Origin of the sequence: Mycoplasma testudinis ATCC 43263, assembly GCF_000687795.1 — a bacterium.
In the GTDB taxonomy this organism is placed as follows: domain Bacteria; phylum Bacillota_I; class Bacilli_A; order Mycoplasmatales; family Mycoplasmoidaceae; genus Mycoplasmoides; species Mycoplasmoides testudinis.
The window spans coordinates 14,293-32,110 of sequence record NZ_JHXT01000019.1; the positions used below are offsets into that span (position 1 = coordinate 14,293).

A 17,818-nucleotide genomic window follows, 5' to 3' on the forward strand; every position below is an offset into this window, starting at 1 on the left:
CAATTGTTAAACAATTACCTTCATATAATTGCTTTTGTAATTTTTTACTTCTCTTCTTACCGAATAATATCTCCAATTTTAAGATAACTTACTTCTAGATTTTTTTCTATTGCCTTGTATAAAAATTCCAATTCTAAAATATTGAAATTACACGTTCTAATTTTGATTAAATTAACCATTACAAAAAAATTATTTAATAAAATTTCAATTTTAATGGTCCAGTTTTTTTTTATAAAAAAAGGTAATTCAATATCCAAAATTATAGGTTTAAATAAACACCACTTACTTTTATTGATGTTAATAACCGTGCTAGGGCTCGCAATAAAAACAAACTCCTCACTTCCTAACAAAATTTCTTTAACCATAAGAAAACCTTTTGAATCTGCTGATGTGGCTATTCCAAAGTGTTCTTTAAAGATGTGAGTTTTACTATTTCCTTTTTTCATTTTCCGTTATTTGTTCTTTCTTTTTATTAGTGATTATTTTTGAAAGCAAATCTAATGCTGAGTAATTTTTGTTTTTTAAAGATTGCGCCATTCCATCCAATCAAACGTTTCGATTTAACTTTGTCAAATCATCATTTCATTTTCCAACACCCAAATAACACAAATATATCCGTTCCAAATTTTCATTCTTGTTTAAAATTTTTGAAGGTTCAAGCTGTGCTCAATCAGTTATAACGTCATAGAATTTTTTTTCTACAGTTATTTTTTTACTTCAAATTGGTAAATCTATCTTTTGTGTTTCACAATAAATCAAATACTTATGCTTTACATCAATAGTTTTAATAATTGTTTCACCAACGTTTAATTTTTTAATAACATTTGGATTAAATAGAAACTGATCACCAACTCGATGACTCCCAATATTAGTTAAATTTAATCCCTCTTTCATATCTTCCCCAAATTGAAAAGTAGAAATAACACTTTTTTTAGTTCCAAACATTTTTGATAGTTCCTCAGCCCCTTCGGGTTCTTGAACTTTATGAACAATAAAAGTATTAGAGTTGTTTAAAACATTGTTTTTAAATTCATCTCCCATCTTAACTAAATCTCCAATCCCTTGGTAACTTAAAACTAGGGAGTATCGTAATGATCGTGCTTGTAATATCAAAGTTGAAAGAGAACTACTCCCAAAGGCACTATATTCATCTAAGATAATCATTGTTTGACCCTGGGTTTGGTTGTAAGATGCATTTTGCATAATATCTTGAATAATAATGTCACTAACTGCCTTAGCGTTTGTTGTGTCTTCAAGAGTAGCAATCTTAAAATACAGTAAGTTATATTCTTCTTTACGATTAATAACGTCGCTTAATCCAACTCCATTCCCACGAATCATTTTTAAGCCAGTAGCAAAAGACTTTAACTTTAAGTTTGTGGTTTGTCATTGTCGCTCATCTATCTGCTCAATTTCTTTTTCATATCATACTTGATATTCGAAAATTATTTTTTGTGTCAAGAAACTATTATCTGCAACTTTCAAATAAACAACTGGGAAAAGCATCGTGTCACCAGGATAAGTAGTAACAAATGGAATAAGATTAATATAACAATCGTATTCGGTTAAAAGCGAGTTACTCACAAGATTTTCTAGAAACTTAAAGTATTGATTTGAATATGGAAAGCAGTCATCAGACTTTTGATCCTGATATTCGGTTTTTAATAATTGAACTAGAATTTGATTAATGGATTCACCGACTTCATTTAACATTTGAAAAATGTAATCGTGAATTTCGGGCCTTAGTCTTCTTATTGAACTTCTTGAAGTCACCAAGTTTTTAAAATTTTCTTTATTCGTATATTTAGTGAGAGTGACAAAATCAATCGATATTTTTAATTTTGATAATACAGGAACAACAAGATCAAAAATCGCTTTTTCAATTTGTCGGTAATACGTTGCATCGGTTTGATGTCTTACCGATTCTGAATATCCTTGCATTTCCATCAATAAACTAACAATCTGATTATCTGTTTTATTTTTAAAAGGGTTATAAGCTACTTCGTTAAACTGTTTTCCTAAATTGCCTTCAATACTTCAAGTGTTTATTTTCAAGTTATTTTCTTTCCCAATTAGGCAGAGATCTTTAATTAAGTTTTGATCACCCTTACCATCAATGAAAATGGCTGGAATATTTTCTTCAAAAGCATATTTTAAAAAATGTAATAATGTTGTGGTTTTCCCAAATCCAGTTGCTCCCACAACTGAAACTGGTTGTTTTAAAGCTTCATCAGGAATAATCACTTTCTGATTTAATTTAATTCCTTTGATTGCGGGATCTACTATTTCAGAAAGCTTTTTTTGAAGATTTCTGTATAAACCAGTAAAGAAAAATATTTTGGCTTTTCTATTCTTCTCTTCAAAATAACTTTTGTCTAAGGTTTCATTTTCAAGTAATAAATTTCGTTTTTGAATTTCTTTTAATTCAACTTGATAGAAAAACTTTCTCGTTGCAAAATGTCCAGTAAAAAACAAACCAAAACCAGCAAATAAAACAAGAGGCATTAGTGCAATAAAATTAAGTGCAATATTCACCCCAGTCATATGCCTTCCTTCGAGATCAAAAAAATTAATTTGCTCTTCTTTTAAAATAATGTAGTTTCAAATGCAAAGACCTAGAAAAATAAAACTAGTTACATTTACTAAGAGCAGATTAGTTAAAAACCATCAACTGTTTGATTTTTTATAAACGAGATTTGTTAATACCCAACGCACAAGAACTCATGCTATTAATGTTGGTATAAAAAGTCAAAAGAAAATTATTCCTAATAACGCCCAATAGAGATATAAATGTCAAGTTGTTTTATTTTCAAAAACACTGACAGAATCATCTGGGTATTCATTTTTTCTTTGGTGGTTCATAACCAACCTAATCTCTTATCTTCTAATAGCTGTGCTTCTATTTTTTGCGTTAAAACCATCGATAACAATTTCCTGTCAAATACATTTTCAAATATCTTAAACAGGAAGTTTTTAAAATCTCGATGATTTTAAATAAAATTTTCGTTTATCAGACTAGTATGGTGATTATACAACCTTGGTTTTAGCTTACTTATATTCTTTCTTTTTACTGTCCAATTATTTTTTAACTAGTTATGTCATTTTTTGAAGTTTTAATTTTAAGCCAATGAGAAAGTGATTAAAACATTATCATTAGACATTTTATATAATATTGCAAATGGTTTTCTATTTAATGTAAACAGAATCCAAAGGAAACAAATAATGGCAAAAGTTAATTTAAAAAAACTGGTAGAAATTAAAGATTTAACTAAAATTTGAACACATGAGGCTTCTGATTTCACCCCATGATTAGCAGAAGAAGGAAACATTGCATTGTTAGGTGATGCAGTGGGATTAGATATCGAAGTTCTCGAAACGGAGTCAACAGTTGGCAGCTTTAAGGCTGATATATTAGCCAAGGAGCAAGTTACTGGAAGAAATATTATTATCGAAAATCAATTATTTAATACAGATCATGACCACCTTGGAAAACTAATAACATATGCTTCTGGAAAATCCGCAAGCATTATAATTTGAGTCGTTAAGCATGCTCGCGATGAACATAGAGCTGCCATTAAATGATTAAATGATGTTACTAACGATAAAACTGACTTTTTTCTTTGCGAGGTTAAACTTTTTAAAATTGGTAACTCTGAACCAGCTGTCAAATTTGAAGTAATCGAGGAACCGAACGGATATATGAAAATAGAAAAGAAATCAGAATTGAAAAGTCCTTTATCACAATCCAGATTTGATTATTGAAAAAACTTTGCTGAATATTCGTCCAAAAATCCTTCTTTTAGTAAAAACTTTAAACGACAACTCCCCACAATAAATTCATATTTAGGATTCGGTATTGGTTCGGCACGCTACCAAATAACTTTACTCCTTCCTAATCAAAATGACCAAATGGGTGTCGAGTTTTATATTTATGATGATAAAGAATTGTTTTTTTCATTAGAACAAAAGAAACAAGAAATCGAAAAAAACATTGGTTTATCATTCGACTGGCAAGAATTGCCTAATAGGAAAGCAAGCCGCATCATAATACAAAAAGATGCCAAACTAAATAATCAACAAGAATGGCCTAACCAATTTGAATGGTTAATACAAACTATGCTTAAAATGAAACAGGAATTCAAAAAACATTTGTAGTTTTGAAGATTATTCTTGAACTGAATGGCTTTTATTCTTTTTATACTCTTCTCAAAGGCATTTTTTTTCATTTTCAGTCAAAAGACTACCATCATCCTCAAAAACTTCTCATTCTTCTTCGGTTTTTTGTTCCAGATATAGCGCTCAAAGCCGTTTTTTTTCGCTTTCAGACAACATCTCATCATCATTTGATACATTGTCTGTCTCAACTTGAAGTTGTGCCTTAGAAGGCTTCAAATCAAATGAATGGGAATCGTTAAGACCCAAAACCGTTGCTTCGTTTAAAACTTCGTTATTCAAAGCTTTTGGTTTGGCTGGTTCTACTTGTGCTGTTTTCAACCCAACAAAATCCTGGTTCTTTAAAAAAGCTGTTAAATTAAGCAAATAAATCTTGTTATGGAAATAAATAGCTTTCTGAAGTTTTAATAATCGTTCATGAACCTGATCAGAACATAAATAGACAACTTGATCATATTGACCATCATCTAATGCCTGGTTAAAGTATTTAAAGATTTTGTTATAAACACTTTTGGGATATTTATAAGTTAGTTCAATTTCAAAGGCAGTTTTTTCTGTAAATACATATCCATCATGTTTAACTAACTTCAAAATCATCAAATCAGGAAGGTGCTCATGTTTATTAGAACGCTTCGCCCGGATTTCTTTGTCTGTTAAATATTCACCTGTCTTTAACCCTAACATCTTGATGACGTTAATAACCCCATCGTTATGGTTTATATTTTGCCAGTAGAAATTACTGGCAACCCCTTTAGGTTGTTCAATGTAAGATAATCCTTTGTTACTAATGGCAAACAACAAAAGTTTAGAGTGTTTGCTTTTGCGACTAAAAATTAGTTTCTTATTTATTAGTCGGTTTGTTTTTAAATGAACTGCCGTCAGCGAAGTGTCATCTAAGGTTGCTAATTGAGCCAATGTCAGTGATCCAAACTTACTTAATAGTATTAATAAGTGTTTGGCAGGTTCATGAACGTTATAGTTCTTCATATGGTCTCGATAACTATTAGATAGTTGTATTAAGTATATCTATTTTATTTACTATTAATCATTTTTAAAAAGTCCCACATCCATATGGCGAAGGGATTGCGCAGCAAATCCCAAGCACTGAATTTATGATGTGGGCTTGGGATTTGCTGCGCAAACCCGAAGCCCTTATTACTATGTAATAAGTATTCCAGAAAATGATTAAAATAGTTTTAATTGTTATTTTAAGCATTTATATGTTTTAAAAGATCTCTCTTATAGAGAATTCGTTAGAGTTTATGTTGGGAATCCTTAAAAGGCTTATATATGATAAATATATAACTTAGAATTTATAAGTTCTTTCTAGTTAAACTTATTATGAGATTTCTATTTGTTTTTTAATTACTTTATATAGTGAAAGCGATAGTTCAAGTTAGTGAAAGGCCTGCCCGAATTTAGTGAAAGACCGTATGGTTTTTAGTGAAAATTGTTAAAAAAGTAGTGAAAAGCAACAAGATTTTTAGTGAAAATTGACCAAAAAAATTGTTTAAACAAAGGCAAGAATCGAACAAAAATCCTACTTTCTAGCTTAAAAAGAAGCAAGATTTATGAATTTTTAGATGTAGGGCATGCAAAAACCGCCAGGCAGAGCTGGTTATTTTTGGGGCATTTACCTTTAAATATATGCTTGTGCTATGGTTGGTAAGCCCTACTTAGGCCGTAGCAGCAGCTAATTCATCGTCAGGAGGATCTTCTCAATCAAACAATGAATCAAGGTCATCATCCTGGTATAAGCCAAGGAACTCTAATAACTTCTTTTTGTAGTTTTTATAACACTTAAATAATTTCAAGAAAGCTCAAAGCGTTTCTTTCATTTTTTGTGAATCTAGATAAGGGATTGATCAAATATATTGGCCTAAAGTTGGATCTCATCTGTGATAAACCAGGTTATATTTTTTAAGCCTTGCAATTGCATACAAGAAAGTTCTTCAACAAGCATTAAGGGCTGGCTTAATTACTGTTTCATAATCTTCTTTGTGTTCTTCTTCATATTCATTATGAAAAAGATATAGATTTTGATATTCATCATCCAAATTAACAAACAAAGGATTGAGCTCTTTAAACATGGTTGTTAAAGATTTGTTGTAAACTTTTTTTGGATTTTTCCGATTATGTTGGTAAAACGTAAAAACGAAAGATTGCACCCGTTGGGCGATAATCAATTGTTTTTGTCCATGTGAAGCATTATTCAACAGTTCCACAAGATCTTTTTTGTAGTATTTGTTTGCGGTTAAATTTGACATTTTCTCCACGGAGAAAAAAAACAAATTTGGCACTTATCTGAATACCTTAATAATTAAAACTGGCTGCAGCTGATTGCAGAATGACATAGAATTGGCATTCATCGCAGTAAATTATTTTTGCAAAACACAAAAAATTAGTATATAATTTATACAACAATTTGTGATTGCTTATTCAGCCAAATCTTAATTCTTGCGCCAACAAGAATTATTTTTTTTGCTTTTTTTCGGTTTCCAATTTGTGAAAGCTTATTAATATGATTAATAAACTTGTAATATTATAAGTTAAAAAAGTCGATAATTACGGATTTGGGTTAAAAAATTTAACATATATTTTCGAATTTCTCAACAATTTGTTGATTATTTTTTTAATTCTTGTGCTAAAATAATCCTATCTTTGCAAAAGTTAAATCATACAACGTGGTTATTCTTACTGGTAATAAGAATAATTTTTTTTGCTTTTTTTTGATCGATTTAGTTACTTTTGCAAAAGTTTACTAAGTTTTAAAGCGAATTAATTACTTTCGCTCATATTAATAAACTGTTATAGATTATACACACAAAATCATTTTTTGAGCCACATTGGAACAAAAAACTGAATAATTTGTTAATATTAATGTATCTATTAAGGAACTGTTAAGATGTATAATTCTTTTAATAAAGAGCTTATAAGTGGTGAGTTTTCACAAAAGTTCGTTGAAGTAATGAAACAAAAACGAAACGAAGAGAAACTTACTCAAACTGAATTAGCTAAACTAACTGGTATTAGTCGGTCGACTTTGTCTAAAATTGAGATTTCTAAAAAGCATCTTGTATTTGAACATGCAATTAAAATTGCCCGAGTTTTAAAGATTCCCTTAGATTGGGCGTTAGAATAATTAGACGTTATTTTATGAATAATGACGATTTTGACGAAAAGACAAACAAATACGACCGATTGCACAGGCAAAGGTCATACTACAAAAAACTCGAAGAATTAATAAGTTGTGATTTTGGCACTCTTTCCAAAGAAAACAAGAAAGCATTTAATAATTATTACGCTAATAAAATCAATTTAGATTTTTTAGAAAAGGTTTGGGAATGATTTAAAGCTTTGCACCCTTCAGAATGATCCAGTATTTTTGAAATTTACGAAAAGTTAAAGAACCTACCTTATAACCCGATGATTCCTTTGGAATTTAAAAAAGATCGGATTAAATCATTTGATTATCGCGATGATTTTTACTTATTTGTTTTAAATTACATAGTAGGTGCTTACCAGTTTTACAACCTTAATAAAACTGAACCTCAGCAGTTAAAATGAATTAAAGAGTGTGACATAGATGATTTTATTAGATATGAAGTGTTTCCACAAATGTTTCAGCCTTTAACAATTAAGGGATCTTTACCAAGTATTCCAGAATGTGATTTTTACTATCATCCATTAGTGTATTGATTGTTTCTCTACCTTAACACTTGAGAAAATTGCAATTTAACCTATAAAGTAAAAGATAAATCCGAAATATTTTTCGTTTGGAATTCAGTTTTCTTAAAACAATTGAAGGTAATCCACTTAGATTTAAGTAGTGGATACTCAGAGAATGCTTTTTTATCAATTCGGCGCTTAATAGAAATGTTTGTTACATTCTGATTTCTAATGGATGACCCTAAATCTTTTCCTGAATATAACAAGTTTAAACAATGACAACTGGATTGAAGTAGCAATAATACGTATCCACAGCCATTTGAAAATGAATATAAATCATTTTCAAAACGCGCTATAAAAACAGATTTTTTATTTTACGGTTGGTTATTGAAATCCGAAAAGTTTTTGTCATCAAAAAAAATCATAAAATTGAAATTAAGTGATATTTTTGACTATTTTAAAATGAAAAATAAAGATAGCGCGATTCTTGCTAACAATTTAGAACGTGGTTACAAAAATGGTAATATTTGAACACATATAACAGATTTAAGATTATTGTCCAATACGGAAACAATAGTTTTGTATCAAGTGTTTTCGCTGATTATTCCTATTATCAATGAACTGTATAGTTTTCAAAAACAATATTTTGTAAGAAGTGAAATTAAAAAAAACTTAGGGCAATGCCACAAAGCATTGAACACTTGATGGGGTGTGTTTAATGATCATTTTATTCTTGAACAAATTAAATAAACGTAATCAGGTCTTTTGAATAATTCTATTCGTTTAGAAATTACATTTATAATCTGTTTACCATGAGAATCATCAAACTTGGAAGTTCTTTAAATTTTTTGAATCTAGGCAAAAGGAAACAGTTTATTTTAAAAAAGGCCAATATTTGTTTTCTTGGTAATTTGAATCCGCTTTTTTTGGATAAAGTTAAAAATTTAAAAGGTATCGGTCCAGACACTTTTAAAACAATAAAAACAAATATTGAATCACTAAATCATATTAACTTAAATTTGTGTTTAAGCTTTGTTAAAGGTGAGGATTCAAGTTTAGCATTTCAAGAATTGTCGCTAAATGATTTTGAATTAAAACCCAAAACTAAAAAAATTCTCGCAAATAACAAAATAAATTCACTTATATGGTTTTTAGATTGTCCGGATGAAAACATTTTAAAAATAAGTGATTATGATAGTGTTTATCAGCATGAGTTGTTTGCAATTAAAAGCTTTTTATATAACTGCAAGATTAATTGAGATTCATTAAAAAAAGTAAATCAGTTATTAACAAAACCAGTTAAAGAAATTTTAATAAGTTACTTTTTAAAAAAATACTTTAAAAATCGATTTGTTAAATTAGATAAAAACCAAATTTTTAACATTTTGCCTGCAGAGCTAAGAGAGACATCTGTAGTTAATGTTGTTTTAGAAAAATTGGTGACTCACAAAATTCTTCATTTTTCAAAAAGTATTTTTATGAAATGGCTCCCGTGGCTAAATGATTTTTCACAGCAATTAAAAGGTAAAGAGCTGGCGTTTTGAGAGAAATGTTTAAATGGGTATTCAATGGCCGAAATCGGTAGAAAATTTAAATTAACAAGATCCCGTGTCCAGCAAGTGATCGCTTCAGTTTTATCTCAACGCCCAGAGCTATATGAAGATACATTTATTGATTGTTTTTCTAAATACAATTTTAGTGAGCAAGAGTTCTGCGAGATTTTCAAACAACCTAAAAGCACCTATTTTTATTTAAATCTTATTAGTTCAAAAGGTAAAAAAGAATATATCAAATAAATTTTTCAAATATCTTGCCGGGGAAGGTTAGGTATGAAGTCTTTTATACTTAAGGGAACTGCTTTCAGAATTTAAATATTTATAATAACAGAGTTATGGTCTGCGAGGTTTTGTTTATATTATCTCCAAAAACACATACTTTATATCGATACCTCAATAAAGCACACCATAACATATACAAACCTCTTTCTTCGGAGAGAGGTTTTTTGTTATAATTATTATCGTAAGAAAGTCTTATAGTAAGGCAATTCTCACCTAAGCAAAAATGAAGATACAGGTTTTTATTAGGGCTATTTGAACCCACTAAAAATTTAATCTCTTGCTCGAAAATTACTATACTGGCTGATAGCATTATCTTTTTATCAAAATTGAGTGCTTGGGAAATGCAGGGGAGAACTCGAACCTGCATTTTATTTTGTTATACTGACACTCCGTTGTTTCTTAATTGTTATTAAATACCTAACACTAATTAAATATAAGGTAGTAATATGACTAGAAAAAAACCGCTTAATCCTCTATATCCAAAAAATAAAAACGACTACGACACTTTAATAAAAGAATATCAATTCAAAATAAAAGCACTTAAATTTAAACTAAGTATTTATGACAGACCTGAAAGAAAAATGCCTGAGGAAGTTCTTAAGTTCTGACAAAAAGAAATACAAAGATTTGAAAAATATATTCAAAGAATGATTGATGAACGCAACTCAAAGCTAAACAAAACAACACAACAAAACTTTAATAAACAATTTAAGAAATCCGCCTCCTAATTTTTAAAGCTGTTTTGATATAATTTAATTACTCAATGACGAGGTTAGTTAGCAGACAGGTTCATCTTGGATAGATAAAAAGTTAGTGGTATCGCTCGTAGGGGGTCGACACAGACTCCAAAAAACTGACTTCTATCTGAAAATTGCTAATTGAACAAAGGTATAACTTACTTTACCATAAATTAACAGGGGAACCTTCCCTGTTTTTTTATTTTGTTATAATTAAATCGTTTAATCGAGGTACCTACCCGATACACTGGGATAGGAGAACGGGCTATTTTAAAACCAAAAGAGGTGGTAAACTCTCTTTTTTAATTTATAATTAATGTATGTTCAGTCCACAGTTTATGTTCCCACGAGGACTTAAATGGTTAATGGGTGGTGGAACAGCAAATTCAAATTTATTTTAGTTGGATTTGTTGGAAAGCAAGGGAGCCTCCTTTGGTAACAACAGGTAAGGCAATCGGAAATGAGCATGGTTTCATGCAGGGGTGTATCTCATCAATCGGGGTATACCCTTTTTTCTTGATCTTTTTGTTATACTATTACCATGTTGCTTCTTGATTGTTATAAAATGCTTAACGCTAATCAAGAAGAAAATTGTCTGTGGTTGGCATTACCTACAGAAGTTGTAATCGTGAGGTTACAAAGGTTACTAGCATAGTCTTAGTAGCAGGTGTGAAAGTCACACAAAATTATCAAAAAGGACGGGCAAAACCGTCCTTTTTGATTGCTATCCATAAAAATAACAAACAACTCTAGACATACAAAAAACAACAACTCAATAATTCCCTGATTTTCAGTTATGGACTGCTTGCCCCACCAATTAAGCTTTTGAACAAAAAAATTAAAAAAAGATTAATAAAACAAAAAGTTAAAATAATTTTTTTAATAAAGTTAATATTAACTTTTATTTTTATGTTATACTTTTCTTACTTACCAAAAGAAGTGTTAATGGAGAAAGATATGTTATTAGATATAGCGATTGGATTTCTAAAACTGTATTATTTCCTGTTTCTAATAGGGATTCTTGGCTTATTCTATCTTGCTAAATATCTTATTATCGGAATCTCATACTTAATTGGGCTAATTCGCGGTTAAAGCCCACTAATTAATCTGCTTTATAACTTTATCATTCGTAATCAAAACTAAACCCTAACTTCCCGGAGCATCCAATGCCTAAATTAAAAATAATAATTGCTGAAAACACAATAATTCTTCCTGGAATGACTAAAACAATTATTGTGAAAGAACCGTTCACCGTGTTATCTACGATTAAAGACATGTTTGATCAAAGAGGGAATTATGACATTATCGTTTGTAGTGACATTTGATCTGAATTTAATAACTCCAACAAGAATGTTTTGTCACAAATTGCGACACTATGTAAAATTCAAAAAATTACTACTAAAGAAATTTCCAAATTTAATTGTGAATACACAATTAAATTAATAGGCATTACACGGGTAAAATTGGAAAAAAGTCCTAAATTATCAGAATCTAAACAAGCAAGTAATGACACTTATGATTATTCTATTCTTCCTATTGAAAATAGCAAAGAACCAGAAAATTTAGAGATAATCAATCAGATAGTAACTTATCTTCAAAATAACGACGGTATCTCTTTATTTTCAGATGCTGTATTAAAACTAACTAAACTTAGTTTAAAACCAAGTAAATTTGTTTGTGAATTCATTCGAATATTTTATGGCACTTATAAAAAATACTGTCATATTATTTATGCTTCAGCTTCAATTATGCAACAATTAAAATATTGTTTTGATTTAGTTCAAGTTATTTTTAATGAACAACTAATTCAAAAAAATAATGGCGTGAATAAAGAAGAAACAAGATTAGAATTGGTTTCAAGAATTATTCAAAATTCCCCAACAAATATCACAATGCACCAAAAGCTAGTTAACAAAGATTATTCTGTGGAAGCTTTAAAAGGAATTATTAACCTTTTACATTTAATTGACATTTCTCAATCTGGAGATCAAGCTAGCATTGAAACAGCGATTTCTTATGTTCTGGATTTACCTTGAAATAAGAAATCAATTTCAATAAAAAATCTCAAAGAAATTCAAAAAGAACTTGATTCTAGTCATTACGGATTAGAAAAAGTAAAACAAGAAATTTTACATGCTGTTGCGGTTTATAACCGTAATCCTGAAGCAACGTTGCCAATTTTATGTCTAGCTGGATCACCTGGAGTTGGAAAATCAACATTAGTTAATTCCATTGCTAAAGCTTTGGGACGGCCCTTTGCGAGAATTTCATTAGGCGGAATTACCGATGCTTGTGATTTAAACGGATTTTCAAGAGCTTATATTAACTCAAAACCAGGGCTAATTATTTCGTCCTTCTTAAGAGTTGGGGTCAATAACCCAGTTATTTTATTAGATGAAGTAGATAAAGTTTCCAACCAAGGCACCCGTGGCAATCCAGTTAATGTTTTATTAGAAGTATTAGATAAAAATCTAAATAAAACATTTAAGGACATTTATTTAGATGTTCCCTTTGATTTATCAAATGCGCTATTTATTGCAACAGCAAATTATTTAGAAAACATCCCTGAGCCATTGTTAGATCGGATGCAAATAATTAATGTTGAAGATTACTCGGCTAATGAAAAATTAACAATTGCTAAAAACTATATTATTCCAAAGCTTTTAAAAGAAAGCGCAGTCAAACCAAGTGAATTAAAATTTGAAGACGAAGCAATTGAATACATTATTAAAGTTAATTCCACAAAAGGCGGAATTCGTAGTCTTGAATCCTCGTTGCAATCCATCATCTCTGAATTCTGTTACCAACAAGAATTAAAAAAATGTCAATCTCTAAACATAAATTTAAATTATGTGAAGGGTTGTCTATCAGAAAAAAATCTAATTGTTTTCCAACAAGATACTAATCCTAATCCAGGGGTGACAAACGTATTATACGTGTCTTCTTATGCTCTAGGTGGAATTGATACGGTTGAAGTTGTTTCATACGAAGGAACGGGGAAAATTACGATTACTGGAAATCTAAAAAAAGTTATGCAAGAATCGGTTGAAGTTGCTTATGGTTTTGTTAAAAAGAACTGTCGCGCATTCAATATCAGTGCAGATACTTTCAAAAATAAAGACATTCAGGTCCATTTTCCTAATGGTATAGGTAAAGATGGTCCAAGTGCTGGAATCTCAATTGTCACCGCAATTATTTCCGAATTAACAAACAATAAAATCCCTGCCGATATTGCCATGACTGGAGAAATTACTTTAACAGGTGTTATTCGCCCTGTTGGCGCAATCAAAAAGAAAATTTTAGGAGCCTCAAATGCAGGAATTAAAAAGGTCTTCTTGCCCCAAGCTAATTTTGCAGAATGGCGTGACAATGTTTCAGAAGAATTAGAATGTGAAAATTTATCAGTTGTTGCCTGCAAAAATTACTTTGAACTTTATGATCGTTTGATGAAATTAATGAAAAAAAATAACTCCATTGAATACTCAAGTTCAATATAAAAATACTAAAAGGTTAAAAACTATGAACGACATTCAAAAAACTTTAAATGAAATCATTTTTTTATTAGAACGCGAAGCTTTTATATCAAAACGTGATTTATATAATCATTTAATTGCTAATATTTTCCTTTATCTGGTTAAAAATAAAAAGATTAAGTCATGCCCCAAAGAAGCGAATTTAATAGAAATAGCCCAGCAGTTGCTTGAAAAAATTGACAACTCAATTTTAAGAGCAATCGAAAAAATATTAAATTCATTTGATTTTAAAAATCTTCATAAACTTTTTGAATTAGCCAGTGTAAGAAACAATTCTCGCGAAAACTTTTTCTTAAACCCTTCTTTATTAGATTTAGTATTCAAACTTTTAAATCTAGAAAAAGGAGATAAAATTCTTAATTTGTGATCTGGGACAGGCGATTTCTTACTTAATTTAGTACACAAGTCTATCAAGGATAAATTAAAGTTTGATTCTTTAGTAGGTGTAGAGTCAAATGTAAATAATTATTATTTTTTACAAATGGCAATGTCTTGTGTAAGCCAAGATTCCAAAATCAATTGGGATATTAAAAACCAGAATCCCTTAAATGAATTAAATTCTACATATAATAAAGCTTTTTGTTTTCCGCCAATCAAACTAAAAATAGCTAATTCTAATGAACCTATTTATAGTAAGTTGATTTCTGGATATGAGTTTCCTAAGAACATTAATAGTGAATGATGTTACATTGATAATTTGTTAAGTAAGATGACTGGCAACCAAAGAGCAGTAGTTTTTGTTTATCCATCATTGTTATATGCTGCTTCTGATCGCCAATACCGCAAACTTTTAATCGGCAATAAATTGTTAGAAGGAATTATTGAATTACCTAATAATTTATTACTAAATACTGGAATAAACATCAATCTTTTAGTCTTCAGTAAAAAAAATGAAAAAATAAAATATGTTGATGCAAAAAATTTATATGAACCTTCAATTCGTTCATCAAAATGAACAGAATTAAAAGTGAATGAAATTATGAAATTATATAATGACAAACCTGTTCAAGCAGATTCTGTAAACCTTCTTAATAATAACGACTGGGATATATCACGAGTAATTTTTAAAGAACAATCCTTAAATCAAGGTGATGAACTTGGAAGTCTTTCAACAATTTTTACTGGAATCCAAAAAACAGCAAAAGATTTTGAGTCTTTAGACAATTTAGATAAAGCTACATATGAATTGTTAAAGCCAACAGATATTACTAATGATTTAATTGACTGAGAACATCTGACACCTATTGGTGATTTAGATCCAAAACTTGAAAAATATGTTTTACATTATGGTGATGTTGTTTTAACATCAAAATCTTCTGCTACAAGAATAGCAGTTATTGATCACGAACCTAAGATAAAATTATTGGCTACTGGTGGAATGCTTGTTATTAGATCAGACCAAAAATTATTAAATCCTTTTTTTCTTAAAGCTTTTTTGACATCTGAAAAGGGAAGAAAAAGTTTAGAGCTTTTATATAAAGGGTCAATAATTGTTTCAATTAATGCAAAAGATTTATCATCAATTAAATTGCCTAAAATAGATATAGAAAAACAAAACAAATTAACAGCAATTTATAAAGAAAAAATAATAAATTTAATTAAAAATAAATTAGATTTAGCCAATGAAGAAAACAATGTTCAAGATTTTTTAAACAATTTAATTAGTCAGAATCTCGAATAGATATTGCAAAGACGAAGCACATATTGGGATTCTTTAGATTAGCTCTGTATATTTTGAAAAAATTGACTTGGGCGTTGTTGTGCAATAAATCCAAAGCAAAGTTTTATTTAAAATGGCAAGTTAGTTAGTTCGGAGTTTTTTTAAACATATTTTAACTGTCAAAAAAATTATTAACACGATACCTATCAAAACCAAAGGAATTGTAACCCCCAAAAGTATTTCTTCTTTAATGCTAAATGTGTTTTGAGTGTAGTAGATAACAATTGACCCTCCTATTATGATGATAAAAACAATAATTATAAATATTGAAAAAACATAACCTTTTGTTTTTCAAGGTGATTTTTTGTTAGAAGTATTCTCTGAAAGTGATAAACTCCTTAACCCTTTTATGGGTTTGTCTTTAAATGATTTTTTCAACATTTAAGAATACCTTATCATTTCCCCGAAACATTAAAGCTTGTCCTCGATCCTGAGATCTAAGCACATACTTCTCGCTATCTGTAAGCGGTCTAACTTCACTGAGAATTTCATCAAGCCCCTTTAAATCATTTTCATTCATTTTCATGCAGAACATTGTGGCGCAATTATTCACTATATTTACTGCATTCTCTTTTAGAGCGGATGATTTCACAAAATCTTTGACATTTTGGGTTGAATTTAAAACCGCTCCCTTAAATTTTCTAGCCTGTTTATTTAATTCCACTACTGTATTTAAAATGAAGGGATATTCGCTGTTGATTAATTTATGTTCTTCATCTAAAACTAAAAAAAGGTTTTTATTGTGAATTGGGTTTTGATAAATCGCATAAAGCAGATAGTTCATAATGATATACATTTGACTTTCAAATATTTTAGACATATCCCTTAATTGGTTAATGTTAAAGATAATGAGATCACTATTAAAGTCAAATTTTGTTTTAACGTCCCAGTAATCACCATAAACCCCACCTTGGCAGTATTGTTTTAATGAAAAAACAATAATGTTGTCTTTATCTGGAAGTGTTTGGAATTTGGCTAGGATTTCACTAAATGAAAATTCCCGTTCAAAATCTTCTTTATAAAAATCGAAACAGATATTAACTAGAACTTGAATTTGCTGTTTGGATAACATTTGATCAAAAATAATGTTGAAAAAATTATTAATAAAATCGACCTTTGCTTTAATTGGCTGGTTTGGCCAAACTGCAAATGGGTTAATTCGGAAGTGTTTTGTGTCAGTAACATCAATTACTACTCCAAATGGGAAGTGATCTAATAAATTTTTCCCGAGCAAGGGATCATTAGATCCATACTCATTTGATGGATCGATGATTATTACTTTTGATTTACCAAAAACAATCGCATTGTAAATGATTTGACAGTTTAAAGTGGTTTTACCGCTGCCAGGCTGTCCAATGGTTACAATATTTCGATTAGTGACCTTATCAGTCGTTTCTAAAAAATTTAAAGCGACTGGATAAGCATTTTCATCGATTCCTACGATGTCGCCTTTTTCTTCTATTACTTTGTTAATTGAAAATGGCATTCCAAAAGCTAGTGTCCCACTCGCAAGGTTGAAATTTGATTTAATTAGCTTTCTCTTATAGCGTTTTGTGCCTTGAGTTTTGTCATAAACAGGCAGCCAACTTTTAAGAGCTTTTCATTGATTACCTAATAATGTGTTTGGGATAATTTTTTGCTGTCACATAAAGTTTTTTAAAAAATCTTTTGCTTCTTTTAATTCCTTCATTGTTGGAGCATATACTCTAAAAATGAAAGACACATTTTTAATAGTTTCTTGGTTAATTGCAAAGTCGTTTTTTAGTTCATCTAAAGCAAACTGCTGGAACTCCAGAATAGTTTCATCAACTGCACTAGTTCGATGGTTTTGTTTTGATCTTGCTTCACTGCTAAAATTAGTTAAAGCTAAATCAATCATTCTTCTGGATTCAACTGCTGGGATGTCTAGGCATTCAACAGCAATATCAAAACCACTTCGTTTAAATATGTCTGCAAGTCAATCAATGTTTACAAAATTAGGTAGAGCAGAGATTTTTAAGAATGAAACATATTCTTTTTCATTATTCAAACTGGTTTGAGTCATATAAGTAAAATGAACATCCACAATGCGCAAACTATGAAAAAAAACCTTTTGTAAAATAAATTTTTTTGAATATTGATCTGCTGGAATCAATTCAACATTTTCTG

Annotated in this window: 12 protein-coding genes; 7 read left to right on the forward strand and 5 right to left on the reverse strand. The window is 29.6% G+C overall.

Features of this window, described 5'->3' with window-relative positions; translation table 4 throughout:
* Positions 1–56: 56 nt before the first annotated feature.
* Together T384_RS0104695 and T384_RS07040 are read right to left on the reverse strand one after the other, a co-directional pair.
* On the reverse strand, positions 57–446 hold the full coding sequence (locus tag T384_RS0104695; protein ID WP_027120048.1) for a hypothetical protein: 390 nt from the start codon (positions 444–446) through the stop codon (positions 57–59).
* Complete coding sequence (locus T384_RS07040; RefSeq protein ID WP_052663560.1) at positions 430–2,544, reverse strand: type IV secretion system DNA-binding domain-containing protein; 2,115 nt, start codon at positions 2,542–2,544, stop codon at positions 430–432. The genes T384_RS0104695 and T384_RS07040 overlap by 17 nt, the downstream gene beginning before the upstream one ends.
* Before the next feature lie 678 nt (positions 2,545–3,222).
* Between T384_RS07040 and T384_RS0104710 the strand changes: the two genes are divergently transcribed.
* Positions 3,223–4,155 carry a DUF4268 domain-containing protein gene (locus T384_RS0104710; protein WP_036499260.1) on the forward strand — a complete coding sequence of 311 codons (933 nt, stop codon included), beginning with the start codon at positions 3,223–3,225 and terminating at the stop codon, positions 4,153–4,155.
* Positions 4,156–4,164: 9 nt separating this feature from the next.
* On the opposite strand, the gene T384_RS0104715 is transcribed toward T384_RS0104710, so the two are convergent.
* Positions 4,165–5,160: a hypothetical protein gene (locus T384_RS0104715; RefSeq protein ID WP_027120050.1), complete on the reverse strand. Its 996-nt coding sequence runs from the start codon at positions 5,158–5,160 to the stop codon at positions 4,165–4,167.
* Between the two features lie 689 nt (positions 5,161–5,849).
* Complete coding sequence (locus T384_RS0104720; protein WP_027120051.1) at positions 5,850–6,440, reverse strand: hypothetical protein; 591 nt, start codon at positions 6,438–6,440, stop codon at positions 5,850–5,852.
* A gap of 638 nt (positions 6,441–7,078) precedes the next feature.
* On the opposite strand from T384_RS0104720, the gene T384_RS06605 reads away from it, so the two are divergent.
* From T384_RS06605 to T384_RS0104755, 6 genes are all read left to right on the forward strand, one after another.
* Entirely contained in the window at positions 7,079–7,315 is a 237-nt protein-coding gene (locus tag T384_RS06605; protein ID WP_036499263.1) for a helix-turn-helix domain-containing protein, read from the forward strand.
* Positions 7,316–7,329: 14 nt separating this feature from the next.
* Entirely contained in the window at positions 7,330–8,592 is a 1,263-nt protein-coding gene (locus tag T384_RS0104730) for a hypothetical protein (protein ID WP_027120052.1), read from the forward strand.
* 176 nt (positions 8,593–8,768) lie between these two features.
* Positions 8,769–9,638 carry a hypothetical protein gene (locus tag T384_RS0104735; RefSeq protein WP_156933139.1) on the forward strand — a complete coding sequence of 290 codons (870 nt, stop codon included), beginning with the start codon at positions 8,769–8,771 and terminating at the stop codon, positions 9,636–9,638.
* Between the two features lie 488 nt (positions 9,639–10,126).
* The gene (locus tag T384_RS0104740) at positions 10,127–10,408 is read left to right on the forward strand and encodes a hypothetical protein (RefSeq protein WP_027120054.1); all 282 of its coding nucleotides are present in this window, start codon (positions 10,127–10,129) and stop codon (positions 10,406–10,408) included.
* Positions 10,409–11,583: 1,175 nt separating this feature from the next.
* Complete coding sequence (locus T384_RS07045) at positions 11,584–13,914, forward strand: S16 family serine protease (protein ID WP_052663561.1); 2,331 nt, start codon at positions 11,584–11,586, stop codon at positions 13,912–13,914.
* A 22-nt stretch (positions 13,915–13,936) separates the two neighbouring features.
* Positions 13,937–15,631, forward strand: a complete 1,695-nt coding sequence (locus tag T384_RS0104755) for an N-6 DNA methylase (RefSeq protein WP_027120055.1) — start codon at positions 13,937–13,939, stop codon at positions 15,629–15,631.
* 400 nt (positions 15,632–16,031) lie between these two features.
* Here the strand turns inward: T384_RS0104755 and T384_RS06615 are convergent.
* Positions 16,032–17,818 (reverse strand): VirB4 family type IV secretion system protein (locus T384_RS06615; protein ID WP_036499265.1); only part of this gene is annotated, 1,787 nt, incomplete at its 5' end.